19 protein-coding genes are annotated in these 24020 nt (G+C 70.9%); 11 read left to right on the forward strand and 8 right to left on the reverse strand.

Annotated elements, in window-relative coordinates; genetic code table 11:
- Positions 1 to 8 precede the first annotated feature (8 nt).
- Genes H9651_RS06545 through H9651_RS06555 form a run of 3 tightly spaced genes read right to left on the reverse strand, consistent with a single transcriptional unit; the run spans position 9 to position 2670 of the window.
- Positions 9 to 839 (reverse strand): ABC transporter permease, encoded by an 831-nt coding sequence (locus tag H9651_RS06545; protein ID WP_191718465.1) that lies wholly within the window; start codon positions 837 to 839, stop codon positions 9 to 11.
- Positions 836 to 1732: an ABC transporter permease gene (locus tag H9651_RS06550; protein WP_191718466.1), complete on the reverse strand. Its 897-nt coding sequence runs from the start codon at positions 1730 to 1732 to the stop codon at positions 836 to 838. The genes H9651_RS06545 and H9651_RS06550 overlap by 4 nt, the downstream gene beginning before the upstream one ends.
- Entirely contained in the window at positions 1729 to 2670 is a 942-nt protein-coding gene (locus H9651_RS06555) for an ABC transporter ATP-binding protein (RefSeq protein WP_191718467.1), read from the reverse strand. The genes H9651_RS06550 and H9651_RS06555 overlap by 4 nt, the downstream gene beginning before the upstream one ends.
- A 111-nt stretch (positions 2671 to 2781) precedes the next feature.
- Between H9651_RS06555 and H9651_RS06560 the strand changes: the two genes are divergently transcribed.
- On the forward strand, positions 2782 to 2997 hold the full coding sequence (locus tag H9651_RS06560; protein ID WP_191718468.1) for an AsnC family protein: 216 nt from the start codon (positions 2782 to 2784) through the stop codon (positions 2995 to 2997).
- A 29-nt stretch (positions 2998 to 3026) separates the two neighbouring features.
- Complete coding sequence (locus H9651_RS06565) at positions 3027 to 4925, forward strand: ABC transporter ATP-binding protein (protein WP_191718469.1); 1899 nt, start codon at positions 3027 to 3029, stop codon at positions 4923 to 4925.
- 69 nt (positions 4926 to 4994) lie between these two features.
- Here the strand turns inward: H9651_RS06565 and H9651_RS06570 are convergent, their stop codons facing one another.
- Positions 4995 to 6893 (reverse strand): phosphoenolpyruvate carboxykinase (GTP), encoded by a 1899-nt coding sequence (locus H9651_RS06570; RefSeq protein WP_191718470.1) that lies wholly within the window; start codon positions 6891 to 6893, stop codon positions 4995 to 4997.
- A gap of 104 nt (positions 6894 to 6997) precedes the next feature.
- On the opposite strand from H9651_RS06570, the gene H9651_RS06575 reads away from it, so the two are divergent.
- Positions 6998 to 8440, forward strand: coding sequence for an XRE family transcriptional regulator (locus tag H9651_RS06575; RefSeq protein WP_191718471.1), 1443 nt, complete (start codon positions 6998 to 7000; stop codon positions 8438 to 8440).
- Positions 8441 to 8460: 20 nt separating this feature from the next.
- On the opposite strand, the gene H9651_RS06580 is transcribed toward H9651_RS06575, so the two are convergent.
- On the reverse strand, positions 8461 to 9549 hold the full coding sequence (locus H9651_RS06580) for a winged helix DNA-binding domain-containing protein (protein ID WP_191718472.1): 1089 nt from the start codon (positions 9547 to 9549) through the stop codon (positions 8461 to 8463).
- Positions 9550 to 9591: 42 nt separating this feature from the next.
- Positions 9592 to 11064: an NAD-dependent succinate-semialdehyde dehydrogenase gene (locus H9651_RS06585; RefSeq protein WP_191718473.1), complete on the reverse strand. Its 1473-nt coding sequence runs from the start codon at positions 11062 to 11064 to the stop codon at positions 9592 to 9594.
- A 205-nt stretch (positions 11065 to 11269) separates the two neighbouring features.
- On the opposite strand from H9651_RS06585, the gene H9651_RS06590 reads away from it, so the two are divergent.
- Positions 11270 to 12922 (forward strand): thiamine pyrophosphate-binding protein, encoded by a 1653-nt coding sequence (locus H9651_RS06590; RefSeq protein WP_191718474.1) that lies wholly within the window; start codon positions 11270 to 11272, stop codon positions 12920 to 12922.
- Between the two features lie 237 nt (positions 12923 to 13159).
- Here H9651_RS06590 and H9651_RS06595 read toward each other — a convergent pair whose 3' ends face one another.
- The gene (locus tag H9651_RS06595; protein ID WP_191718475.1) at positions 13160 to 15034 is read right to left on the reverse strand and encodes an FAD-binding monooxygenase; all 1875 of its coding nucleotides are present in this window, start codon (positions 15032 to 15034) and stop codon (positions 13160 to 13162) included.
- A 139-nt stretch (positions 15035 to 15173) separates the two neighbouring features.
- Between H9651_RS06595 and H9651_RS06600 the strand changes: the two genes are divergently transcribed.
- Complete coding sequence (locus tag H9651_RS06600; protein ID WP_191718476.1) at positions 15174 to 15881, forward strand: IclR family transcriptional regulator; 708 nt, start codon at positions 15174 to 15176, stop codon at positions 15879 to 15881.
- Positions 15882 to 15931: 50 nt separating this feature from the next.
- Here H9651_RS06600 and H9651_RS06605 read toward each other — a convergent pair whose 3' ends face one another.
- Positions 15932 to 17320 (reverse strand): MFS transporter, encoded by a 1389-nt coding sequence (locus tag H9651_RS06605; RefSeq protein ID WP_191718477.1) that lies wholly within the window; start codon positions 17318 to 17320, stop codon positions 15932 to 15934.
- A gap of 114 nt (positions 17321 to 17434) precedes the next feature.
- Here H9651_RS06605 and H9651_RS06610 point away from each other — a divergent pair, with 114 nt between their 5' ends.
- From H9651_RS06610 to H9651_RS06635, 6 genes are read left to right on the forward strand one after another with little or no spacing between them, the layout of a single operon-like run.
- Entirely contained in the window at positions 17435 to 18910 is a 1476-nt protein-coding gene (locus tag H9651_RS06610) for a fumarylacetoacetate hydrolase family protein (protein ID WP_191718478.1), read from the forward strand.
- Positions 18907 to 19590: a GntR family transcriptional regulator gene (locus tag H9651_RS06615; protein WP_191718479.1), complete on the forward strand. Its 684-nt coding sequence runs from the start codon at positions 18907 to 18909 to the stop codon at positions 19588 to 19590. Before H9651_RS06610 ends, H9651_RS06615 begins: the two co-directional genes overlap by 4 nt.
- A gap of 28 nt (positions 19591 to 19618) precedes the next feature.
- The gene (hpaE, locus tag H9651_RS06620; RefSeq protein WP_191718480.1) at positions 19619 to 21130 is read left to right on the forward strand and encodes a 5-carboxymethyl-2-hydroxymuconate semialdehyde dehydrogenase; all 1512 of its coding nucleotides are present in this window, start codon (positions 19619 to 19621) and stop codon (positions 21128 to 21130) included.
- A gap of 46 nt (positions 21131 to 21176) precedes the next feature.
- Complete coding sequence (gene hpaD / locus H9651_RS06625) at positions 21177 to 22337, forward strand: 3,4-dihydroxyphenylacetate 2,3-dioxygenase (protein ID WP_191718481.1); 1161 nt, start codon at positions 21177 to 21179, stop codon at positions 22335 to 22337.
- A 35-nt stretch (positions 22338 to 22372) separates the two neighbouring features.
- Complete coding sequence (locus H9651_RS06630) at positions 22373 to 23158, forward strand: 2-keto-4-pentenoate hydratase (protein WP_191718482.1); 786 nt, start codon at positions 22373 to 22375, stop codon at positions 23156 to 23158.
- Positions 23143 to 23946 (forward strand): HpcH/HpaI aldolase family protein, encoded by an 804-nt coding sequence (locus H9651_RS06635; RefSeq protein WP_191718483.1) that lies wholly within the window; start codon positions 23143 to 23145, stop codon positions 23944 to 23946. Before H9651_RS06630 ends, H9651_RS06635 begins: the two co-directional genes overlap by 16 nt.
- Positions 23947 to 24020: the final 74 nt, after the last annotated feature.

Genomic DNA, 24020 nt, shown 5'->3' on the forward strand with positions numbered 1-24020 from the left:
AAGAAGAGTCAGTCCAGGAACAGGGTGCGCAGCCGCCGGGTGGTGAACAGCAGCCCGACGACGATCATCACGACGTAGTAGAGGATGTGCCAGCCCATGTCGGGGCTCATCGCACCGGTCGTGAACCCGCGGATGAACTCCACCCCGTGCCAGAGCGGAAACGCCATGACGATCCGCTGCACGAGGTCGGGATACACCGTGATGGGGTACAGCGTCGAGGAGAACAGGAACATCGGCAGCAGCACGAAGTTGATCCAGTCCATGTGCTGGAACGTCTTCATGTAGCTCGTGATCGCCATGCCGAGGCTCGCGAAGCCGAACGCGATGAGCAGCACCGCGGGGATCGCGAGGATCGCGGTGGGGGCGAGGTTGAGCCCCAGGATCTGCATGATCGTGAGGAAGCCGGTGGCGTACACGAGTCCGCGCAGCAGCGCGTAGAGGATCTCGCCCAGGGCGACGTCGAGCGGTCCGAGCGAGGTGGCCAGCATCCCCTCGTACAACTTGCCGTAGTTGAGCTTGAAGAACACGTTCCACGTGGAGTCGTAGATCGCCCCGTTCATCGCCGACACCGCCAGCAGTGCGGGAGCGATGAACGCCGCGTACGACACCGCGACACCCGCGCTCGTCTCCACGTCGCCGACGAGGGAGCCGAGGCCGATGCCCATCGAGGCGAGGTAGAACACCGGCTCGAAGAACCCCGAGAGCACGACGACCCAGCTCGATGAGCGTGCCGCGATGAGCCCTCGCTGCACGACCGCCTGCGGGTTGCCCGCCCACAGCGCCCGCACTCCCCCGGCACGCCGCGGCGCCGTGGTGGTCGCAGTCGTCGTGAGCGTCATTTCGCGAGCCGGTGTTCGAAGATGCGGCGGGCCAGCAGATAGCCGAGCACCGCGAGCACGAGCAGGTAGGTGGTGTGACCGAGCACGATCCCCCCTTCCACGGGCGTGCCGTAGGTGAGGATGCGGCCGGCCTGGGTGGCATGCCACAACGGTGAGATCCAGCCGATCCACTCCAACCAGTCGGGCAGGTTGGACAGCGGATAGAAGGTGCCGGAGAACAGGAACATCGGCATGAAGACGAATCGCTGCACGAGGGCGAACTGTCCCTTGTCGTCTTCGATCGACGCCGCGTACGCCATCAGCGGGATGCCGAAGGCGAGCCCGGCCAGCACCCCCAGCACGATCGACAGCCACGCCGTCGCCGGGTGGGGCACCCCGCCGCCGACGACGGCGAAGAAGATCCAGATGAACCCGTAGTACGTCGCGACCGCCACCAGCATGCGGGCGGCGGCCCCGGCGATGACGCCGTTGGCGATCTGCGGGGACGACAACGGCGAGGCGTTGAAGCCGTAGAAGTAGCGCCGCCATTTGAAGCCCGCCATCACGGGGTAGGTGAATTCCTCGGATGCCACGGCGATGGCCGCCGTCATGAGCAGCGCCGGCGCGACGAACATCAGGTACGACACCTCGCTGCCGGCATCGGCGACGGGCGCGTCGATGAGCGCGGCCAGGCCGATCCCGAGGCCCAGCAGATAGATGATCGGCTGCCCGAGCGCACCCACGACGATCGTCCAGCCGTAGGCGCGCATGGCGCGCACCATGTGCTCGGTGACGTACCAGGAGCCGCGGCTGCGGGGCTTGCGGCCCCATGCGAGGGCTTCGGCGCGCAGTTCATCGAGCGAGGGTGTCGCGGTGGCCGCGACCGGCACGCCGGTGTCGTCGGGTCGGGTCATTCGATCAGCGACCTTCCCGTCAGTCGCAGGAAGACGTCTTCGAGCGACGAGCGGCGCACGAGGCTCGTGATGGGCTGCAGCCCCAGGGCGCTCACCCGCTCGAGCGCGGCTTCGCCGTCGTGCGCGTAGATGAGCACGCGGTCGGGCAGCACCTCGACCCGGTCGCCGATGCCCTGCAGCTGCCCCGCGACCTGTTCGTTGCGCTCGGAGCCGAAGCGCACCTCGAGCACCTCGCGCGACGAGTGCTCACGGATGAGCGCGGCCGGGGTGCCCTCGGCCATGATGCGCCCCTCGTCCACGACGATGAGCCGATCGCACAGCTGCTCGGCCTCGTCCATGTAGTGGGTCGTGAGCACGAGCGTCGTGCCGCGCTCCTTCAAGCGGAACAGCCGGTCCCACAAGACGTGGCGCGCCTGCGGGTCGAGCCCCGTCGTCGGCTCGTCCAGCAGCAGGATGCGCGGATCGTTGATGAGGCCGCGGGCGATCGTGAGCCGCCGCTTCATGCCGCCGGAGAGCTGGTCGACTTTGCTCTTGGCCTTGTCCTGCAGCTGCGCGAAGGCCAGCAGCTCGTCTGCCTTCTCGGCGCACACCCGCCCCGGGAGCCCGAAGTACCGGCCGTAGATGTAGAGGTTCTCGCGCGCGTTGAGCTCGCCGTCGAGGTTGTCCTGCTGGGGGACGACCCCGAGTCGCGACCGGATCTCGGGCCCGAACCGGTCGGGATCGAGCCCCAGGATCTGCAGGTCTCCCGCGGTGCGGGTGGACACGGCCCCGACCATCTTCATCGTCGTGGACTTGCCGGCCCCATTGGGGCCGAGCAGCCCGAACGACTCGCCGGGGGCGACCTCGAAGGACAGCCCGTCGACGGCGAGGAAGTCGGGCTTGCCCTTGACCTTGTAGGCCTTGACGAGGTTGCGGGCGGAGATGACCGGTTCTGGCACCGCACCACAGTAGCGCCACCCTCGGCCACTCGGACCGGGGGCGGCCTACGTCAACAGTTGTTGACTCGCGCCCGGGCGTCAACTAACGTTGACCCGTCGAGGGAGGACACCATGAGCACAGACGACATCCGCACGCTGGTCGGCTCGCCGGGCGAACGGGAGCCGATCGCCGAGCTGCACCGCCTCACCGCGGTGCGCCGAGAGCTCACCCGCGCCGAGGAGGCGCAGGTGCGGCGCGCCCGCAACCTCGGATTCTCCTGGCAGGCGATCGCCGCCGCCCTCGGCGTCAGCAAACAAGCAGCGCACAAGAAGTACGGTCGACGATGAACCCCCCACGCACGAACGAGGTATCCGCCATGTCCTCCCCCGCTCCCTCCCGCGGCCGTCGCGGTCGCCGCGCTCCCTCCGACGGCCCCCGCGCAAGTCTGAAGCAGCTGCTGCCGTTCCTGCTGGAGCACAAACGCGTGCTCATCGTCGTCGCGGTCCTCAGCGTCCTCGAGGCACTCGCGACGCTCGGCCAGCCGCTGGTGGTGGGCCAGGTCATCGAGCGCGTGCAGGGCGGAGAGGTGCTCGGCCTCCTCGTCTGGGTGCTGGTGGGGCTCGTCGTGGCATCCTCGCTGATCGGCGCCTGGCAGCACTATCTGCTGCAGCGCACCGGCACCGCGGTGGTCTATTCGAGCCGCAGGCGCCTCATCGCGCGACTGCTGCATCTGCCCATCCGGGAGTTCGACGCTCGGCGCACCGGCGACCTCGTCTCGCGCGTGGGCACCGACACGACGCTGCTCTACGCCGTGCTGACGCAGGGTTTCGCGGACTCGATCGGGAGCGTTCTCATCTTCGTCGGCGCGATGGTCGCGATGCTGCTCATCGACCCGCTGCTGCTGCTGCTCATCCTCGTGGTCATCGCCGCCTCCGCCACCGTCGTCGGCCTGCTCAGCGGCCGCATCCGCTCGGCCACGCAGGCCCAGCAGCAGAAGGTCGGCGAGCTGTCGTCGGGGGTGGAGCGCGCGATCGGGTCGATCCGCACGATCCGCGCCGCCGGCGCCGGCGCGCGCGAGCAGCAGACGATCGAGGAGACCGCGCGCGGCGCATACGACGCGGGCGTGCAGGTGGCGAAGGCCTCGGCGCTCGTCGTGCCGGTCGCCGGCATCGCGCTGCAGGTGTCGCTGCTGGTCGTGCTGGGCGTGGGTGGATTCCGCGTGGCATCCGGCGCCATCTCCATCGCCCAGCTCGTCACGTTCGTGATGTTCCTGTTCTTCCTCGTGCAGCCGCTGGCGTCGTTCTTCGGCGCCATCACGTCGGTCAACCAGGCCCTCGGTGCCCTCGGGCGCATCCAGGAGGTGCTGGATCTGCCCACCGAGACCGCGGAGGATGCCGCGATCGCCGCCGGAGCCGCCGCGGCAGCGCCCGCCGAGTCGGCTGCCGCCCCCGCGATCGAGTTCCGCGACGTGCGCTTCCGCTACCCCGAGGCCGTCGTCGCCGCACGGCGGAGCGCCGAGAGCGAGGCGCTGCGTGCCCTCGCCGATGCGCACGTGGATGCCGCGGCGGTCGAGCTCGGCGATGAGGACCGCGACGACGACGTGCTGCGGGGGGTGTCCTTCACCGTCCCGGCCGGCGCGCGCGTGGCCATCGTCGGCCCCTCCGGCGCCGGCAAGAGCACGACGCTCGCGCTGATCGAGCGGTTCTACGACCCCACCGGCGGGGCGATCCTGCTGCACGGCCGCGACATCCGCACGCTCGACCGCGACGAGCTGCGCTCCCAGCTCGGCTACGTCGAGCAGGACGCGCCGACGCTCGCCGGCACCATCGCCGAGAACCTGCGACTCGCCTCACCCGACGCCTCCGACGCGCAATGCGAACGGGTGCTGCGCGACGTCAATCTGGGTGAGGTGCTCGAGCGCAGCCCGCTGGGGCTCGAGGCCCCCGTCGGCGAAAGCGGCGTGATGCTCTCCGGAGGCGAGCGCCAGCGCCTCGCGATCGCACGGGCGCTGCTGGCGGCGCCTCCCATCCTGCTGCTGGACGAGTCGACGTCGTCGCTGGACGGCCTCAACGAGCAGCGCATGCGCGAGGCGTTCGACGCCGTGGCGACCGGTCGCACGCTCGTGGTCATCGCCCATCGCCTGTCGACCGTGGTCGACAGCGACCACATCGTCGTCATCGACCACGGCGAGGTCGTCGGCCAGGGCACGCACTCCGAGCTCGTCGCCTCCACCCCGCTGTACCGCGACCTCGCGAAGCACCAGCTGCTGGTGTGAGGGGCGGCCAGGCGACAGATGCCGCGGCGCGCAGCCGCGGCATCCGTCTCTGAGACTCCCCCCGGTGCCTCAGCCCTGCCGGGCGCGTGTGAGCCGGTAGCGCAGCGCCGCCAGCTCGGCCTGCAGCGTCGCCGGCACCCGCCCGTCGAACGTGCCGTAGAACTGCTCGGTGAGGTCGGCCTCGCGCAACCACGAGTCGGTGTCGATCGCGAAGAGCTGTGCGAGATCGTCGTCCGACACCTCGATGCCGTCGAGGTTCAGGTCTGCCAGGCGCGGGAGCCGACCGATGGGGCTGTCGTCGGCGGCCACCTCCCCCTGCACGCGGCGGATGATCCAGTCGATGACGCGCGAGTTGTCGCCGAATCCGGGCCAGAGGAACCGGCCGTCATCGCCCTTGCGGAACCAGTTGACCTGGAACACGCGCGGGGCGCGGTCGAAGCGCAGGCCTTCGCCCACGCGCAGCCAGTGGGCGAAGTAGTCGGCCATGTTGTAGCCGCAGAACGGCAGCATGGCGAACGGGTCGCGGCGCAGCTCCCCCACCGTGCCCTCGGCGGCAGCGGTGCGCTCCGAGGAGATGTTCGAGCCGATGAAGACCCCGTGCGCCCAGTCGGTGGCCTCCACCACGAGCGGCACGTTGGTGGCGCGGCGACCGCCGAAGAGGATCGCATCCAGCGGCACGCCCCGGGGGTCGTCCCAGTCGGCTGCGATCTGCGGGCACTGGCTCGCCGCCACCGTGAAGCGGGAGTTGGGGTGGGCGGCGGGGCGGCCGGAGTCGGGCGTCCACGGGTTGCCCTCCCAGTCGGTGAGGTGCGCGGGCGCCTCGTCGGTGAGCCCCTCCCACCACACGTCTCCGTCGGGGCGCAGCGCCACGTTGGTGAAGATCGTGTTGCCCCAGAGGGTCTCCACGGCGGTCACGTTGGTGGATTCCCCGGTGCCGGGGGCGACACCGAAGAAGCCGGCCTCGGGGTTGATCGCCCACAGGCGCCCGTCCTCGCCCGGACGGATCCAGGTGATGTCGTCACCGAGGGTCTCCACACGGTAGCCGGGGATCGTGGGGCGCAGCATGGCGAGGTTCGTCTTGCCGCACGCCGACGGGAACGCCGCGGCGATGTGGAACGCGGTGCCCTTCGGGTCGATCACCCGGATGAGCAGCATGTGCTCCGCCAGCCAGCCCTCGTCGCGGCCGATGACCGAGGCGATGCGCAACGCGAAGCACTTCTTCGCCAGGATCGCGTTGCCGCCGTAGCCGGAGCCGTAGGACCACACCTCGAGGGTGTCGGGGAAGTGCACGATGTACTTCTCGTCGTTGCAGGGCCATGCGACGTCCGCCTCGCCGGGGGCGAGCGGGGCGCCGACCGAGTGCACGGTCTTGACCCACGGCTTGCCGGCGGCGATCTCATCGGTGACGGCCTGGCCGACGCGGGTCATGATGCCGATGGATGCCACGGCGTACGCGCTGTCGGTGACCTGCACGCCGATCTGGGACAGCGGTCCGCCGACCGGGCCCATCGAGAACGGCACGACATACATCGTCCGTCCGCGCATGGATCCTTCGAACAGCGGGGTGAGGGTGCCGCGGATGTCGTCCGGGGCGGCCCAGTTGTTCGTCGGGCCGGCGTCCTCCTCGCGCTCCGAGGCGATGAAGGTGCGCGCCTCGGTGCGCGCGACGTCGCTCGGGTGCGACCGGGCCAGGTAGGAACCGGGCCGCCATTCCGGGTTGAGCTTGATGAGCTTGCCCTCGTCGACCATCTCACGCAGCAGCGTCTCGTTCTCCACCGCGGAGCCGTCGACCCAGTGGATGCGCGCGGGCTGCGTGAGTGCGGCGATCTCGTCGACCCACGTCAGCAGCGCGTCGGCGCCGTCGCCGGACATCTGCGGACGACCGCCGGATGCCAGGGCGCGCGGCCGTCGTGCGGCGGGTTCGGCGGGCGCGGTGGTCGGGCGGGTGAAGATGTCGGCAAGGGCCATGATGTCTCCTTCAGGCGGGAACATCACCAGAATGCGCCCCTGCCGTGCCGTCTTTACACGATCGGAGGGCGCAAGAAGTTGACTTCTTTCGCTAGCATCAAGGAATGGCCGCCTCATCGCTGGAACTGACCACCCTCGGCCATCGCATCCGGCATCACCGCCTGGCGAAGGGCTTCACGCTCGACGAACTGGGCGCGGTCGTCGGCGTCGCGGGCAGCCAGCTCAGTCTCATCGAGAACGGCAAGCGCGAGCCGAAGCTGTCACTGCTGCAGGGCATCGCGACGGCGACGGGCACCGACGTCACCGAACTGCTCTCCCCCGAGCCGCCCAACCGGCGCGCGGCACTGGAGATCGAACTCGAGCGCGCCCAGGCGAGCCCCGTGTTCCGGCGGCTGGGAGTGCCGCCGGTGAAGATCACGAAGGGCACGCCCGATGAGACGCTCGAATCGATCCTGGGTCTGCACCGCGAGCTGCAGCGCCGCGAGCGGGAGGCGATCGCGACGCCGGAGGAAGCACGGCGGGCCAACACCGAGCTGCGCCTGGCGATGCGCACGCGTGACAACCACCTGCCCGAGATCGAGGCTCTCGCCGAGAAGCAGCTGAAGGCGGCCGGCCATGTCGCCGGCGCCCTCACCCACCGCACCGTCAGCATCATGGCCTCACAGCTCGGGTTCGAGCTGATCTTCGCAGGCGACCTGCCGCATTCGGTGCGGTCGGTCTCCGACCTCGAGAACGGCCGCATCTATCTGCCGCCGGCCTCGATCCCCGGCGGCCACGGCCTGCGGTCGATGGCGCTGCAGGCGATGGCCCACCGGCTGCTCGGCCACCGCCGCCCCACCGACTACGCCGACTTCCTGCAGCAGCGGCTGGAGATCAACTACTACGCCGCCTGCTGCCTCATGCCGCTGACAGCTTCCGTGGCCTTCCTCCAGCAGGCCAAGCGCGATCGCAACCTCGCCGTGGAAGACTTCCGCGACGCGTTCGGGGTGACCCACGAGGCGGCGGGCATGCGCATGACGAACCTCCTCACGGCCCACCTCGACATCCCGCTGCACTTCTTGCGCGTCGACGGCAACGGTGCGATCTCGCGCGTGTACGAGAACGACGGCCTGCCCCTGCCGATGGATGTCACGGGCGCCGTCGAAGGGCAGATCGTGTGCAAGAGGTTCCTGGCGCGCTCGGCGTTCGAGGAGCACAACCGCACCACCGAGCATTATCAGTACACCGACACCCCCGCCGGCACTTTCTGGTGCTCGACCCAGACCGGCACGACGGCCGAGGGCGAGTTCTCGATCACCGTGGGCGTGCCCTTCGACGACGCCCGCTGGTTCCGCGGGCGGGAGAGCGCCAAGCGCGCCACCTCCACCTGCCCCGACGAGACGTGCTGCCGCCGCCCGCCGGCGGACGTCACCGCCCGCTGGGAGGGGAAGGCCTGGCCGAGCGCGCGCGTGCACATGCAGATGTTCTCGCCCCTGCCGCGTGGCGCCTTCCCCGGCGTCGACGACAACGAGGTGTACGACTTCCTGGAGCGGCACGCGCACGGATGAGCGCGCGGCGCGTGCCCCGGTCACCCCGTGAGGAAACGTGAGAAGCGCGCGAGCGCCGCTTCGACATCGGTGACATCCGGTACGGGCGCGGGCGCGCCGAACAGCTCGGCCACCGGTTCTCGGGTGTGCCGGCCCGCCGCGCGGGAGTGCGACCACACCCCGCACACCTCGCCGTCGGCGACCACGATCGGGCGGACCATCCCGTTCTTCGCGGGCCCGACCACCGGCAGGAACGGCTCCGGGCAGACCTGCGCACGGGCGGCATACGGCAGGTACAGCTCCTCGAACGGCGACAGCGCGAGCACCCGGTGCGCCGCCCGGCTGCGCCGAGGTGCCGCCGCGCGGGTGAGGAACAGCGTCTGAGCACCGTCGTCGTCGACGACCTCGACCTCATCGGCGGCGGCCTCGGCCGCCGCGCGTGCGGTGCCCAGCGGCAGCCCCGACCACCAGGCGAAGTCGCGCACCCCGGCCGGTCCGTGCCCGGCGACGAAGCGCGTGAAGAAGGCGGCGAGCGGGTCGGCCGGCGTCACCTGGTCGGGCGCCCACTCCTCCACCAGCACGAAGCGCTGCTCGCGGGTCGGCCCGTCGCTGCGTGCGAGGACCGGCCCCTGACAGATCACCAGCCGCGTCGAGAGCAGCACCAGCAGGTGGTAACCACGCTGGCCCGCCGTGACGACACCGGCCGCCTCGAGCACGGCGAACAGCTCGGCGCGGGTGAGACCACCGCCTCCTCGCAGCGCCGCGCGCACGGCGCGCTCGGCGCGCCCCGCCTCGGCTTCGTCGATCCCCTCGGTGCGGTGCACCCCCGCGGCCTGCCGGCGCTGGCGTTCCCCGGTGAGGGCGAGCAACCACGCCAGATCACGGGCGGGCACGATGTGGATGGTGCCGCGCATCGTCCACGCGCGCACGATCTCGCCGCGGTCGAACGCGGCATCCACCTCGCTCATCCGGGGTGCACCGCGGGTGCGGGCGGCCAGCGCCCAGCGACCGCCCCAGAACTCCTGCGCCTGCACCGCGAGCATGTGCGATGCTGCCTCGGCGACCGTCGGCGCCGGCGTGCTCAGCCGGTGGGACCGCAGGCGAGCGTGACGGCGGGCGGCGGCATCCATGCGCTCATCCTCGTGGCGGCCGCCGACACGCGCCCGCAGGTGTCACGCGAAGGGGTCGGGCGTGAGGGTGTATTTCGTCTGCAGGTACTCATGGATGCCCTCGGCGCCACCCTCGCGGCCGAGGCCCGACATCTTCCAGCCGCCGAAGGGTGCGGCGGCGTTGGAGACCACGCCGATGTTGAGGCCCATCATGCCGGTCTGCAGTCGCTCGATCATGCGCTGACCGCGCGCGAGGCTCTCGGTGTAGACGTAGGAGACCAGGCCGTATTCGGTGTCGTTGGCGATGCGCACCGCTTCGTCTTCGTCGTCGAACGGCACGATCGCCAGCACGGGGCCGAAGATCTCCTCACGCAGGATCTCACTGCCGGCCTGCACGTCGCTGAGCACCGTCGCCTGGTAGAAGCTGCCGGCTCCCTCGATGACGCTGCCGCCGGCGTGCAGGGTCGCCCCGCGATCGAGGGCATCGGTGACGAGGGCGTGGGCCTTCGCCACGGCACGGTCGTCGATGAGGGGGCCGACGACGACGCCCTCCTCGGTGCCGCGCCCGACGCGGAACTCCGCCACCCGCGCGGTGACGCGCCGGGCGAACTCGTCGGCGACCGAACGATGGACGATGAAGCGGTTCGCCGCGGTGCAGGCCTGGCCGATGTTGCGGAACTTCGCCGCGATCGCCCCGTCGACGGCTTTGTCGAGGTCGGCGTCGTCGAACACGACGAACGGGGCGTTGCCGCCGAGTTCCATCGACGTGCGCAGCACGCCCTTCGCCGCCTTCTCCAGGAGCGACACGCCCACGGGGGTCGACCCGGTGAACGAGAGTTTACGCAGGCGCGGATCGGCGATGATCGCGTCGGAGAGCGGCCCCGACGACCGCGTCGTGACCACGTTGACCACCCCGGCGGGTACGCCGGCGTCGTCGAGCAGCTTCGCGAAGTAGAGGGTCGTCAGCGGCGTGAGCGCGGCGGGCTTCACCACGACGGTGCAGCCGGCGGCGAGCGCGGGGGCGATCTTGCGGGTCGCCATCGCGAGCGGGAAGTTCCAGGGCGTGATGAGGAAGCAGGGACCCACCGGATGCTGGGTCACGATCATGCGCCCGGTACCCTCGGGGTTCGCGCCGTAGCGGCCCTGCACGTGCGCGGTCTCCTCGCTGAACCAGCGCAGGAACTCGCCGCCGTACGCGACCTCGCCGCGGGCCTCGGCGAGGGGCTTGCCCATCTCGATGGTCATCAGCAGCGCGAACTGCTCCTTGCGCTCCTGCAGCAGATCGAACGCGCGGCGCAGGATCTCGGCCCGCTCGCGGGCGGGGGTCGCCGCCCACGCGGGGAAGGCGGCGTCGGCGGCATCGAGCGCGGCCATGCCGTCGGCGACGGAAGCACTGGCGATGGTCTTGACCACGTCGCCGGTGGCGGGATCCGACACCGTCAGCGTCGCGTCATCTTCCGCCGGGCGCCACTGCCCACCGATGAACAGTCCGTCCGGCACGTCCGACAGCAGCTGGGTCTCACGGTTCTCGGTCATGGGGACTCCCTCGTCGTTCGATGCCGGCAGGACCGGATCAATCGTATACGATTCCCCGGCCGCTGTGGCATCCCTATACTCGGATCGTCCGGCGGACCTGTCCCCCGGTGCTCGAAAAATGGGCACGCAGCCACCCCGGCACAGACGCCGCGGGAGGGCGAGACACACACGGCATCCTTTCCGCCTCTGTCTCTCGGGAGTTCCCATGCCCACCGTCTCTGCGCACGTCGCCCACACCCTCGCCGGCCACATCGACCACGTCTTCGGGGTGATGGGCAACGGCAACGCGCACTTCCTCGATGCGCTCGAGCGCTCGACCGACGTGTCGTTCACCGCGGTGCGGCACGAGGCGGGCGGCGTCGTCGCCGCCGATGCCCACCACCGCGCCGGCGGCGGCCTCGCGGCAGCGACCGCGACCTACGGCGCCGGGTTCACCAACACCCTCACCGCCCTCGCGGAGGCTGTGCAGGCGCGCGTGCCGCTCGTGCTCGTCGTCGGCGACGAGCCGACGTCGGGCCCGCGGCCGTGGGACGTCGACCAGATCGCGCTGGCATCGGCGGTCGGCGCCCGCACGTACACGGTGGGGAGGGCGGACGCCGCGGCCACCACCGTGATCGCGATCGAGCACGCCCTGTCGTATCGCGTGCCCACCGTGCTCGCGATCCCCTACGACGTCGCCAAGCTCGAAGCGGGGCCCGTGCCGGCGGCGCCCGAACCGCGTCTGCCCGCTCCCCTCGCCCCGGCGAGCCCGTTCGCCCAGGCGGCCGTCGACGACCTCGCAGAGCTGCTCGCCGCGGCCGAGCGCCCGCTGCTGCTCGCCGGACACGGTGCGTGGGTGTCGGGCGCCGGTGCCGCCCTCGGCGAACTGGCGGATGCCACCGGCGCGCTGACGGCGACGACGGCGCTCGGGCGCGGGCTCTTCCCCCGCGCGGAATACGACCTGGGGGTGACCGGCGGCTTCGGCGCGGAGGGCGCGATGGCGCGCATCCGCGAGGCCGACGTCGCGGTGGTGTTCGGGGCGTCGCTCAACCAGTTCACGATGCGCTTCGGCGATCTGTTCGCCCCCGGCACGCGGGTCGTGCAGATCGACACCGCACCGGCGGCGACCCACCCGCACGTGGGCGGGTTCCTGCGCGCCGATGCGAGTCTGGTCGCCCGCGCCCTCGTCGACGCGCTCCACCGGCGGGGGGCGACGGCGTCGGGATGGCGCGAGAGCGTGGACGTCGCGGGACTGCACGCCCGCGAGGACGGTGACGGCCTGGCATCCGATGGGCGCCTGGATCCCCGCACGGTCGCGGCCCGCATCGGCGAGCTGCTGCCGGCGGATCGCGTGGTCGTCTCGGACGGTGGCCACTTCATCGGCTGGGCGAACATGTACTGGCCGGTGGCCGCGCCCGATCGCATGATGATGGTGGGCACCGCCTACCAGTCGATCGGGCTCGGGTTCGCGTCGGTGCCGGGCGCGGCGCTGGCCAAGCCCGCGTCGACGATCGTGCTCACGACGGGCGACGGCGGCGGGCTCATGGCGCTGGCGGATCTCGAATCGGCGGTGCGGGTGGCCGGTGGCCGCGGTCTCGCCGTGGTGTGGAACGACCGCGCGTACGGCGCCGAGGTGCACCTGTACGGGGTGCAGGGCCTCGCCCGCGCGCCCATGCTCATCCCCGAGGTCGACTTCGCAGGCCTCGCGCGGGCGGTGGGCGCCGAGGGCGTCGTGGTGCGCGGGCTCGAGGACCTCGACGCGCTCGCCCGATGGGCGGCGCAACCGGCATCCGATCGCCCCTACCTGCTGCTGGACGTGCGGATCTCCGCAACGGTCGTCGCCCCCTACCAGCAGGAGATCATCCGCGTGAACTCCTGACCCCGGGGGCGCGCGCCTGGGGCGGGCCCCGGGGGCTGCTCCGGTGTCACGAATGGCGGGTTGCGCCGCGCCAACACCGTGCGGACGCGACACCGCAGCGGCTCGGCGCGTGGGCGATCCCGACCGAGGGCGGCTCGGGTGTCGCGAATGGCGGATGCCACGGGCGAGCACCGTGCGGATGTGACACCGGAGCAGCCCGGAGCAGCCCGGAGCAGCCCGGGCGGCGCGGCGAACGCCTCAGGCGGGGGCGGGGGCCAGCATGTGCGAGGAGAAGAAGTCCGTCAGTTCCGACCGGGCGGACAGCGGCAGCACGTGCGCGACGTACTGGTCGGGACGCACCACCACGATCGCGCCGTCGCGATCGATGCCGCGCGCGTCGAAGACGTCGTCTTCGGCCTCGGCGGCATAGATCTTCTCGTAGTCGATGAGCCCGAACGGCCCCACCCGCGGCAGGAACACCGCAGGGATGTCGGCCATCTCGACCTCGGTGTGGTCCTGCGGGTAGATCACCTTCACGTCGAACACGCTGTCGGGATCGGTGCCGGCGGGGGTGAAGCGCACGACGGGCGAATCGGATGCCGTCGCCAGCCAGTCCGCGAAGTCCCGCAGCGCCGTGGCGTCGCGGTCGGCGAAGACGTAGATGCGCCACCGCCCGTCGGCTTTCGCGTGATGGCCGAGGTGGGCGGGAACGGCGTCGCCGATGCGCACGACGGGCGCCGAGGTGAACCGCTTGCCGATCGGGTATCCGATCGCGAGCGCCTGGTGCGTCGCCTCGCCGACGATCATCGACGGCGGGTACTGCGTCATGAAGCCCGCGGGGAACTCCGCCGTCGAGGTGTAGAACTGGGCGAGCTGCTCGGGGCTGTCGAACTCCTCGGGCTTCTTGGCCATGAGGCTGGACCACTCCTTGTCGAAGTCGATGAGGTTCTGCGCGATCTCCTGCCGCTCGGCCGAGTAGGTCGACAGCAGTGCCGCGGGCGCCCGGCCGGTGAGCACCGAACCGAGCTTCCAGCCGAGGTTGAAGCCGTCCTGCATCGAGACGTTCATCCCCTGCCCGGCCTTGGCGCTGTGGGTGTGGCAGGCGTCGCCGCAGATGAACACGTGCGGCAGGGCGTCGGAGCCCACCTCGACGTCGTCGAACTTGTCGGTCACGCGATGCCCCACTTCGTACACCGACCACCACGCGACGTCCTTCACGTCGAGCGTGTACTGCCCGAGGATGTCGCCGGCCTTGGCGATGATCGACTCCAGCGGCGTCGTGCGCACCTTGCCGTTGTCGTCCTCGGGCACCTCGCCGAGGTCCACGTACATGCGGAACAGATGCCCGCCCTCGCGCGGGATGTGCAGGATGCTCCCGTGCTCGGACTGGATGGCGCACTTGATGCGGATGTCGGGGAAGTCGGTGACGGCCAGCACGTCCATGACACCCCACGCGTGCTTGGACTGCCCGCCGATGTGCTTGCGGCCGATCGCCTCGCGCACGCGGCTGCGCGCGCCGTCGCATCCGACGACGTACTTCGCCCGCACGGTCCGCTCCACGCCGGCGTCGGGCCCGTCGGTGCGCGCCAGCGTGACGGTCACCGGATACTCCCCCTCGCCCACCTGCAGCGTGACGAACTCGTACCCGTAGTCGGGCACGATGCGCGCGGGCGACTGCGCCGCGACTTCGGCGAAGTAGTCGAGCACGCGCGCCTGGTTGACGATGAGGTGCGGAAACTCGCTGATGCCGCGCGGGTCGTCATCGGCGCGGGCGGTGCGCACGATGCGGGAGGGGTCGACGGCGTCGGGCGCCCAGAAGTTCATCTCGGTGATGCGATAGGCCTCGGCGATGATGCGCTCGGCGAACCCGAAGGCCTGGAAGGTCTCGACGCTGCGGGCCTGGATGCCGTCGGCCTGCCCGATCGCCAGGCGACCCGGGCGCCGCTCGACCAGACGGGTCGTGACGGAGGGGTACTGCGCCAGCTGAGCGGCCAGCAGCATGCCGGCGGGGCCGGAGCCGACGATGAGCACATCGACCTCGTCGGGGACGTCGTCGGGGCGGTCGATCCCGGTGCCGGCGGCGGGGAGCACGCGCGGGTCGGTGGAGACGTAGCCGTGGTGGTGGAACTGCATCGTCGTCGATTCCTTCCTGGGACGACGACGTCGGAACGTTGACGCCGTCGTCGCTGTGTTCTATATTCGAACACGCCGTTCTACTATTGAACAGATCGTATACGACCGGATGCTGCGCGGCAAGCATCCGGCGGAGAGGATGCCCGTGCCCGAGGCCCCCGCGTCGCAGACCCTGAGTCGCGGCATCCGCATTCTCGAAGTGCTCGCCGATGCCCGCGACCCCCTCACGATCGACGAGGTCGCCGGGCGCCTCGAGGTGCACCGCTCGGTGGCCTACCGACTGGTGCGCACCCTCGAGGACCACGGACTGGTCTCCCGCGACGCGTCGGGGCGGCTGGCCCTCGGCGCCCGTATGGCGGCTCTTGCCGCCGGCGTCGCCCACGACCTGCAGGCCGAGGCCCTGCCCGAACTCACCGCCGTCGCCAACGAACTCGGCATGACGTGCTTCCTCGCCGTGCTCGACCACGACCAGTGCGTCACGCTCGCCAGCGTCGAGCCGCGGCACGCGATCGCGTCGGTGGCGCAGCGCCCCGGCGCGCGGCATCCGATCACCGTCGGCGCCCCCAGCAAGGCGATCCTGTCGACGCTGACCCCCGACCAGTGGCCGGTGCCGCTGTCTGCCACCCTGCGCGACGAGGTGGCCGCGGCCGCGGAGCGCGGCTACGCCACGAGCGCCGACGAGGTGATCCCCACGGTGCAGTCGGTCGCAGTGCCGCTGCGGCTGCGTCATCCCGCGCGACCCGCCGCGATCGCCGTCGTGCACGTGGGCGGCCACGCCGACCCCGCCGCCCTGGCCCGGCGCCTGCAGCGCTCGGCCGACCTCATCCGCGAAGCCCTCGACGGCTGACGACGCAGGGCCCGGATGCTGCGGCATCCGGGCCCTGCGTGCACGCCGGGTCAGGCCCGGGACATCCCGTAGATCGGGCTGCGCGCCTGCTCCTCCTCGTGATCGGGTCCGAGCGGGATGCCACTGCGGTCACGCAGCAGCAGCGTCGCGGCGAGCCCGACCACCGTCATGCCGGCGAGGTAGATGGTCACGGCATCGGTCGATCCCGTCGCCGCCACCAGCGCCGTGGCGATGGTCGGGGCGAACGCGCCGCCGAGGATCGCGCCGATCGCGTAGGAGATCGACACCCCCGAGAAGCGGATGGATGCCGGGAACAGCTCGGCGTACAGCGCCGCCTGCGGGCCGTAGGTGAAGCCGAGCCCGATGGTGAGGATCGCCAGCCCACCGAACAGCAGCCCGACGTCCCCCGTGTTCACGAGCGGGAACAGCGTGAACACACCGACCAGCTGCAGGATCCAGCCGATGACGTACGTCGTTCGGCGACCCAAGCGGTCGGACACGAACCCGGCGGCCAGCGTCGCGAGCAGCCAGGTCACCGCAGAGCCCGTGACCGCCCAGAGCACCGGTCCGCGTTCGAGGCCGATCGGCCCCTCGGGGTTGGTCGCGTAGCCCTGGATGTAGCCGCCCGTGGTCATGTAGCCGACCGCGTTGTTGCCGGCGAACACGAGCGCCGCGATGAACACCAGCAGCGCGTGCCCCCGGAAAAGCGTCACGATCGGCATGCGCGCCTTCTCCTTGCGCGCGGACAGCTCGGCGAACACCGGGCTCTCCTCGACGCTGCGGCGGATGTAGTAGCCGACCACGATCAGCACGACGCTGAGCAGGAACGGGATGCGCCAGCCCCACTCGAGGAACGCGTCGCCGGGCGCGATCATGGCCATGAGCGCCATGACGCCCGAGGCCAGCAGGAGCCCGAGCGGCACACCGATCTGAGGCGAGGCACCGAACGCGCCGCGGCGCTTCTTGGGCGCGTGCTCGACGGCCATGAGCACCGCACCACCCCACTCGCCGCCGGCGGAGATGCCCTGCAGGATGCGGAGGAAGACGAGGATGATCGGCGCCCAGACGCCGATCGTGTCGTAGACCGGCAGCAGACCGATGAGCGCCGTCGCCGCACCCATCAGGATGAGCGTCCACGTCAGCACGACCTTGCGACCGTACTTGTCGCCGAAGTGGCCGGCCAGGAATGCGCCGAGCGGGCGGAAGAGGAAGCTGACCCCGACGGTGGCGAACGCGATGATCGCGCTGTTCGCGCCGAGCGGCGCGAAGAACAGTTGACCGAACACGAGGCCGACGGCGGTGGCGTAGATGAAGAAGTCGTACCACTCGACGGTGGTGCCGACGACGGTGGCGAACACCACGCGGCGGCGGTCGGCATGCGTGGCGATCGTGCCGGTGGGCGTGAAGCCCTCGGGCACGGTGGACGGGCGTGTGCTCATCGTTGTGACTCCCAGTGGTTGACGTCGTTGTCAGAGGCGGTGCGGGTGCGGGAAGGTTGCCTCTCCCGAGCCGATCATATACGATTTCGAATACGACGCAAGGGCGAGGGAGCCATGACCATCGACACCACCACCGATCCCCGGTTCGCGGGCCTTCCCGGCCGCCCCGGCAAGATCATCGCCGTGCACCTGAGCTACGAATCGCGCGCCGCCCAGCGCGGGCGCCGCCCCGCCGCCCCGTCGTACTTCTTCAAGGCATCCAGCTCCGTCGCCGCCTCCGGCGGCACGGTGGAGCGCCCCGAAGGCACCGAGCTGCTGGCCTTCGAGGGCGAGATCGCCCTCGTGATCGGCACCGCCGCCCGCCGCGTCCCCCTCGCCCGCGCCTGGGAGCACGTCGGCTGGGTCACGGCCGCCGACGACCTGGGCCTGTACGACCTGCGCGCCGCCGACAAGGGATCCAACGTGCGCTCGAAGGGCGGCGACGGGTTCACCCCGATCGGCCCCGATCTCATCGACGCCCGCACGATCGATCCCACCGGGCTGCGCGTGCGCGCCTGGGTCAACGGCGAACTGCGGCAGGAGGGGACGTCGGGCGACCTCATCTTCCCGCTCGCCCAGTTCGTCGCCGACCTCTCCCAGCACTTCACCCTCGAGCCGGGCGATGTCATCCTCACCGGCACTCCGGCCGGCTCCTCGGTCGTCGAGCCGGGCGACGTCGTGGCGGTCGAGGTGGATGCCCCCGAGACCGGCGCCACCTCGGGTCGCCTCACCACGACCGTCGTCGCCGGTCCCGCCGCCCCGTTCGACCCGGCCCTGGGCACGCTCCCCGCCGTCGACGACACGCAGCGCGAAGAGGCGTGGGGTTCGCGCGAGGACGCCGGCCTGGCTTCCCGGGGCCTTCACCCCGACCTGCGCGCCAAGCTCGAGCGCATCCCCGTCGCCGGCCTCTCCCAGCAGCTGCGCAAACGAGGTCTCGACAACGTCACGATCGACGGCGTGCGGGCGCTGCATCCCGAGCGCAAGCTCGTCGGAACGGCCGCGACGCTGCGGTTCGTGCCCGGCCGCGAAGACCTGTTCGCGAGCCACGGCGGCGGCTACAACGCGCAGAAGCGCGCGTTCGACGCCGTCGAGGAGGGCGAGGTCATCGTCATCGAGGCCCGCGGTGAAGCAGGCTCCGGCACCCTCGGCGACATCCTCGCGATCCGCGCCCACGCCCGCGGGGCGGCCGGCATCGTCACCGACGGCGGCGTGCGCGACGCCGACGCGGTGACCGCCGTCGGCATCCCGGTCTACACCGTCGGGGCCCACCCCGCCGTGCTCGGGCGCAAGCACGTGCCGTGGGAGACCGGCGTCGCCGTGGCGTGCGGCGGCACCACGGTGCAGCCCGGCGACATCATCGTCGGCGACGCCGACGGCGTGATCGTGCTCCCGCCGCACCTCGCCGACGAGGTCGCGGACGCTGCCCTCGCCCAGGAGGACGAGGATGCCTGGGTGGCCGCCCAGGTCGCCGCCGGCAACCCCGTGCGGGGCCTGTTCCCGATGAATGCGCACTGGCGCGCCCGCTACGACGCCGAACGAGCAGGGGAATGAGCACCGTGGACGCCCTCAGCAAATCGCAGCAGGCCTACCAGTGGATCAAGGCCCGCATCGCCGATCAAGAGTTCACCCCCGGGTACCGGCTCGTGCTCGGCACCATCGCCAACGAGCTCGACATGAGCGTCGTGCCGGTGCGCGAGGCGATAAGACAGCTCGAGGCGGAGGGGCTCGTCACCTTCGAACGCAACGTCGGCGCGCACGTGTCGATGGTCGACGACTCGCAGTACCGCGCCAGCATGCAGGCGCTCAGCATCCTCGAGGGGGCGGCCACCGCCCTGTCGGCACGCCGTCTCACCGCCGACGACGTGCGCGCCGCCCGCGACATCAACGAGCGCATGATCGCCCGCCTCGACGACTTCGAACCGCGGGCGTTCACGGCGCTGAACCAGCAGTTCCACGCGGCGCTGTTCGCCCGGTGCGCGAACCCCCGCATGCTCGAGCTCGTCAACGCCGAGTGGGCACGGCTCGGGAACCTGCGCGACTCGACCTTCAGCTTCGTCCCCGGCCGCGCCCAGGAATCGGTGCGCGAGCACGAGAACATCCTGGTCCTCATCGAGACCGGCGCGCCGCTGGGCGAGATCGAGAAAGCGGCCCGCCGCCACCGGTCGGCGACCCTCGACGCCTACATGATCCACGAGCACCCCGACGAGGCCCTCGGCCTGCCGGCGTTCTGACCCTTCCCGCCACCCTGGAGGAACCGACATGACCGACACTGCGCTTCACCGCCGCCACGTTCCGGCCGACCTGCCCGACCGCATCCGCCACTACATCGACGGCGCGTTCGTCGACTCCGTCGACGGCGACACGTTCGACGTGCTCGAACCGGTCTCGAACGAGGCGTACGTCACGGCCGCCGCCGGCAAGCAGGCCGACATCGACCTGGCGGTCGCCGCCGCCCGCCGCGCCTTCACCGAGGGCCCCTGGCCGCGCATGCTGCCCCGCGAGCGCTCCCGCATCCTGCACCGCATCGCCGACCTCGTCGAGGCGCGCGATCAGCGCCTCGCAGAGCTCGAGTCCTTCGATTCGGGACTGCCGATCACCCAGGCCCTCGGCCAGGCCCGGCGTGCGGCCGAGAACTTCCGGTTCTTCGCCGACCTGATCGTGGCCCAGGCCGACGACACCTACAAGGTGCCGGGCCGCCAGATCAACTACGTCAACCGCAAGCCGATCGGCGTGGCCGGGCTCATCACCCCGTGGAACACCCCGTTCATGCTGGAGTCGTGGAAGCTCGGCCCGGCGCTGGCCACCGGCAACACCGTCGTGCTCAAGCCGGCCGAGTTCACCCCGCTGTCGGCATCGCTGTGGGCGGGCATCTTCGAGGAGGCCGGGCTCCCGCAGGGCGTGTTCAACCTCGTCAACGGCCTCGGTGAGCACGCCGGCGACGCGCTGGTGAAACACCCCGACGTACCGCTCATCTCGTTCACCGGCGAGAGCTCGACCGGGCAGCTGATCTTCGCCAATGCCGCTCCCCACCTCAAGGGACTGTCGATGGAGCTGGGCGGCAAGTCGCCCGCGATCGTCTTCGCCGACGCCGACCTCGAGGCGGCGGTGGATGCCACGATCTTCGGCGTCTTCTCCCTCAACGGCGAGCGCTGCACCGCCGGCAGCCGCATCCTCGTCGAGCGCGCCGTGTACGACGAGTTCGTCGAGCGCTACGCGGCGCAGGCCCGGCGCGTGAAGGTCGGCTATCCGCACGACCCGGCCACCGAAGTCGGCGCCCTCGTGCACCCCGAACACTTCGAGAAGGTCATGGGCTACGTCGAGATCGGCAAGACCGAGGGGCGCCTGGTCGCCGGCGGTGGCCGGCCCGAGGGGTTCGAGACGGGCAACTTCGTCGCCCCCACCGTGTTCGCCGATGTCGCCCCCGACGCCCGCATCTTCCAGGAGGAGATCTTCGGGCCGGTGGTGGCGATCACCCCGTTCGACACCGAGGCCGAGGCGCTGACCCTGGCCAACGACACGAGGTACGGCCTGGCCGCCTATGTCTGGACCAACGATCTGAAGCGCGCCCACAACTTCTCCCAGGCGATCGACGCCGGGATGGTGTGGCTGAACTCCAACAACGTCCGGGACCTGCGCACCCCCTTCGGCGGCGTCAAGGCCTCGGGTCTCGGGCACGAGGGCGGCTACCGCTCGATCGACTTCTACACCGACCAGCAGGCCGTGCACATCACGCTCGGCACCGTGCACAACCCCACTTTCGGCAAGCACTGACCCACCCACACGCAGGCACACCCCGCACGTAAGCAAGGACGCTGACATGACCCACCGCGACGACATGACCCTCACCTCGTCAGGATTCTTCGTCTCCCAGGAGGCCCCCATCCACACCGACGACCCGGTGCCCACCCCCGTCTCCCCGGCGCCGGACATCCTGCGCTGCGCCTACATGGAGCTCGTGGTCACCGACCTCGCGGCATCCCGCACGTTCTACGTCGACGTGCTGGGGCTGTACGTGACCGAGGAGGACGACGAGGCGATCTACCTGCGCTCGACGGAGGAGTTCATCCACCACAACCTGGTGCTCCGCCGCGGCGACGTGGCGGCGGTCGCGGTGTTCTCGTACCGGGTGCGGTCGGCGGAGGACCTCGATCGGGCGGTCGCGTTCTACACCGAGCTCGGATGCCGCGTGGAGCGCCGCCCCGAGGGGTTCGTCAAGGGCATCGGCGATTCGGTGCGCGTGGAGGATCCGCTGGGCTTCCCGTACGAGTTCTTCTTCCAGACCGAGCACGTCGAGCGCCTCGCCTGGCGCTACGACCTGCACACACCCGGCGAGCTGGTGCGCCTGGACCACTTCAACCAGGTGACCCCCGACGTGCCGCGCGCCGTGAAGTTCATGCAGGATCTCGGCTTCCGGGTGACCGAGGACATCCAGGACGACGAGGGCACCGTCTACGCCGCGTGGATGCGACGCAAGCCCACCGTGCACGACACCGCCATGACCGGCGGCGACGGCCCCCGCATGCACCATGTCGCCTTCGCGACGCACGAGAAGCACAACATCCTCGCGATCTGCGACAAGCTCGGGGCACTGCGCCGATCGGATGCCATCGAACGCGGTCCCGGCCGGCACGGCGTCTCCAACGCCTTTTACCTGTACCTGCGCGACCCCGACGGGCACCGCGTGGAGATCTACACGCAGGACTACTACACCGGCGACCCCGACAACCCGGTGATCACCTGGGATGTGCACGACAACCAGCGCCGTGACTGGTGGGGGAACCCGGTCGTCCCCTCCTGGTACACCGAGGCATCGCTCGTGCTCGACCTCGACGGCAACCCGAAGCCGGTCGTCGCCCGCACCGACAGCAGCGAGATGGCCGTCACGATCGGCGCGGACGGGTTCTCGTACACGCGCCCCGGCGACGACGGTCTGCCGGAGTACAAGCAGGGCGAGTACAAGCTCGGCCACCAGCTGTAGCCACCCGCTACCCTGACCGAGACCGAAGGAGATCCATGCTCGCCCCCGACGTGATCGCGGCGCTGGCCGCGGAGCTCGCCGAAGCCGACCGCACGCACCGCGTGATCCCCCGCATCACCGCCCGCCACCCGCAGGCGACGGTTGAGGACTCCTACGCGATCCAGGGGGTGTGGCGCGATGAGAACCTCGCCGCCGGCAGGCGCCTGGTAGGGCGCAAGATCGGACTGACCTCCAAAGCCATGCAGCAGGCCACCGGCATCACCGAGCCCGACTACGGCGTCATGTTCGACGACACGATCTTCCACAGCGGCGACGAGATCCCCGTCGATCAGTTCTCCAACGTGCGCGTCGAGGTGGAGCTGGCCTTCGTCCTGAAGCGCCCGCTCGAAGGCCCCGACTGCACGCTGGCGGACGCGCTCGACGCGATCGACTACGCGGTGCCGGCGCTCGAGGTGCTCAACTCCCACATCGAGCTGGAGGGGCGCACGATCGTCGACACGATCGCCGACAACGCCGCCTACGGGGCGATGGTGCTCGGCACCGTGCACAAGCGCCCCGACGAGATCGACCTGCGATGGGTGCCGGGCGTGCTCTCGCGCAACGGCGAGATCGAGGAGACGGGGGTCGCCGCGGGCGTGCTCGGGCACCCCGCCACCGGGGTGGCGTGGCTGGCGAACAAATTCCACCAGCACGGCGCGCGGCTCGAGTCGGGCGAGATCATCCTGGCGGGGTCCTTCACCCGGCCGATGTGGGTCTCACGCGGCGACACCGTGCGCTGCGACTACGGCCCGATGGGAGTCATCGAATGCCGCTTCAGCTGACGCCCACGTTCCGCGACGACCTCGCCGCGGCCTCCCGCCCCCTCGCCGGCATCTGGGTGTGCTCGGGCTCGGCGCTGGTCGCCGAGATCTGCGCCGGGTCCGGCATGGACTGGCTGCTCATCGACATGGAGCACTCCCCCAACGGCCTGGAGTCCGTCCTCGCGCAGCTGCACGCGGTCGCGGGCTCGCCGGTCACGCCCGTCGTGCGGGTGCCCATCGGCGACCCGGTGACGATCAAGCAGGTGCTCGACCTCGGCGCGCAGAACATCCTCGTGCCGATGGTGTCCTCGCCCGACGAGGCACGAGGCGTCGTCGCGGCGGCGCACTATCCACCGCGCGGCATGCGCGGGGTGGGCTCCGCCCTCGCCCGCTCGGCCCGTTGGAACCGCGTGCCCGAGTACCTCGCGCAGGCCGCGGCGCACGTGTCGGTGTTCGTGCAGATCGAGACGGCGGCCGGCGTCGACGCTGCCGCCGAGATCGCCGCGGTCGACGGCGTCGACGGCGTGTTCGTCGGCCCCGCCGACCTCGCCGCCTCGCTCGGGCTGCTCGGTCAGCAGTCGCACCCCGACGTCATCGCCGCGGTGAAGCGCACCTTCGCCGCCGTGCGCGAGGCGGGCAAGCCGGTGGGCGTCAACGCCTTCGACCCCGCCGTCGCGCAGGCGTATCTCGATGCCGGAGCCTCGTTCGCCCTCGTGGGCGCCGATGTGGCGCTGCTCGCGCGCGGATCCGAAGCCCTCGCGGCCCGCTGGTGCACGCCCGGCGTCGCGGACCCACCCTCCTCGTACTGACCGGGTGCGGGGCGAGCGTTTCATGAGAGTTCTCGAATGTTCCGTGCGTTCGCTTTCAGCGGACGTCTAGGTTT

The sequence above is a fragment of the Microbacterium pullorum genome (assembly GCF_014836535.1).
Lineage (GTDB): Bacteria > Actinomycetota > Actinomycetes > Actinomycetales > Microbacteriaceae > Microbacterium > Microbacterium pullorum.